The organism is Vibrio sp. 10N.222.55.C7 (assembly GCF_041473335.1).
In the GTDB taxonomy this organism is placed as follows: domain Bacteria; phylum Pseudomonadota; class Gammaproteobacteria; order Enterobacterales; family Vibrionaceae; genus Vibrio; species Vibrio crassostreae_C.
In genome coordinates, this window is sequence record NZ_JBFRSC010000092.1 from 1 (window position 1) to 1,054 (window position 1,054).

2 protein-coding genes are annotated in these 1,054 nt (G+C 37.8%); both read right to left on the reverse strand.

Going from position 1 to position 1,054, the window contains the following annotated elements; genetic code table 11:
• Positions 1-251, reverse strand: a 251-nt coding sequence (locus AB4482_RS22645) for a hypothetical protein (protein WP_372181767.1), incomplete at its 3' end; no start/stop codon positions are given.
• 3 nt (positions 252-254) lie between these two features.
• Positions 255-632: a hypothetical protein gene (locus AB4482_RS22650; RefSeq protein ID WP_372181768.1), complete on the reverse strand. Its 378-nt coding sequence runs from the start codon at positions 630-632 to the stop codon at positions 255-257.
• Positions 633-1,054 lie beyond the last annotated feature (422 nt).

Below are 1,054 nucleotides of genomic sequence, written 5' to 3' on the forward strand. Positions count from 1 at the left end.
AATATCAGTTGACCACTACAATCTAGGTTCTCATCTAGTTCAAGGGTGAGTTTAACGTCATCCCAGTGAGCAAGAGGTGTGCAATATTCTGCAATCGCATGGAGTAGATGCTCTGAACAAGATGCAGGATCTTCTAAGTAACTAGATAAGTTGTCATTGATGTAAGCATTAGCGTGTTCATCAAGGTTCAGCCAATAACCAGCATCTAGAAAGCGATTACCTAGGGTTTGAGTAAGATTTGAAGTAGACATAATTTATTTACCTTTATAAATAGTTTGAGTTGGTCTCACTTTCCCTTTTGCCACTAGTCGCTCAAGAAAAGACTTACCAAATGCTTCAGCAAGTTCCTCTTTATTTGGGGTACGACAAACTAAGCTATCTAATTCAATTAGAGCTTTGTTTAGACGAATCCAGTGGGCGTATAGAGAGCCTGATTTCCAGTGACTAGTAAGGGGGAATGAAGCAGAGTGATTAGAGACAGATAAGGTACAGATGTGACCATCTACAGTGATTGATACTGTCTCTGAGTTAAGTTTGATTGATTGGGGGATAGCTCTAGCATGAGCTTTGATCGAACCCTTTGAGAGGGCTCTATTTACTGATTTAGTAAGTTTTTCATGTAGCGTAGTCATAATAAAATCCAAGTAGAATTAACAGAAAACCACAAGCTACCCAATGGGTTTACTTGTAGATCTAGTTAATCCATAACTTAAAAATATCAATGACTTACATTGAAAAACAAGAAGGACTAGCATCCTTCTTTGTCTGCCTACCTTGGCTGACAGGGGCTACTTTAAAAATCTGGTGTAATGATGTCAACAATGTTTATCAAAAATCTGAAATTTAAATCAGGGAGGTAATTAGGTAGCTTAAAACCCAATGATAAAAGGGGTGTTAGGCTCTTTGATGAATGATTACTAACGTAATGCTTCCTTTTCTTTTCATTGTGCTTTTAGAGGCGTAAGCCTCCTATATAGTTTGTTAAGTTAGTTTGTTTAACTAGTTTGTTTGTACCACTTTTTGGGGGGTATCCATCCCCACTAAAAAGGGGGTA